1 protein-coding gene is annotated in these 750 nt (G+C 64.7%); it reads left to right on the top strand.

All coding sequences use genetic code 11. From position 1 onward, the window contains the following. Window positions 1-750 (top strand): VCBS domain-containing protein (locus ACM6IK_RS24270; protein WP_414876354.1); only part of this gene is annotated, 750 nt, incomplete at both ends.

Genomic DNA, 750 nt, shown 5'->3' with positions numbered 1-750 from the left:
CGTCGGCGGCATCACCGTGGTCAGCGGCGGCGTGGCCGCCGGCTTCCCGCAATCGATCAGCACCCCGTTGGGCAGCACCCTGACCGTCACCGGGTTCAACGCGGCGACCGGGGTGGTCAGCTACAGCTACACCCTGAACGACAACGAAGCGCATCCAACCGGCAACGGCGCCAACACCCTGCCTGAGCAGTTCGCCGTCACCGTGGTCGACGACAACGGCACCACCGCGACCGGTTCACTGGACGTGAACATCGTCGACGACCTGCCCAGTGGCGTGGACGACGGCAACGCTTTGACAGCCTCGGAAACCCTGCTGACCCTCAGCGGCAACGTGCTGAGCAACGACGTGCAAGGCGCCGACCGGGTGCCGCTCGGGGAAAACAGCGGGCCGATCACCCCCGGCACCTTCACCGGCACCTACGGCACCCTGGTGCTGAATGCCAACGGCAGTTACACCTACACCCTCAACACCAGCGATGCCGACTTCATAGCCCTGCACGGCGGTGGCAATGGCACCGAAACCTTCACCTACACCCTCACCGATGCGGACGGCGACAGCAGCACCGCCAACCTGGTGTTGCAGATCCACAACAACGACGATCCGGTGGTCCTCAACGGCCTCAACGTGTATGGCGGTGAACTGACGGTTTACGAAAAAAACCTCAGCGACGGCAGTGCACCGGATGGTACGGCGCTGACCCAGAACGGCACCTTCACCGTCAGCGCGCTGGACGGCGTCACGAGCCTGAG

The organism is Pseudomonas sp. IT-196MI5 (assembly GCF_949767415.1).
Lineage (GTDB): Bacteria > Pseudomonadota > Gammaproteobacteria > Pseudomonadales > Pseudomonadaceae > Aquipseudomonas.
This window is presented reverse-complemented; position numbering and strand designations above follow the sequence as displayed.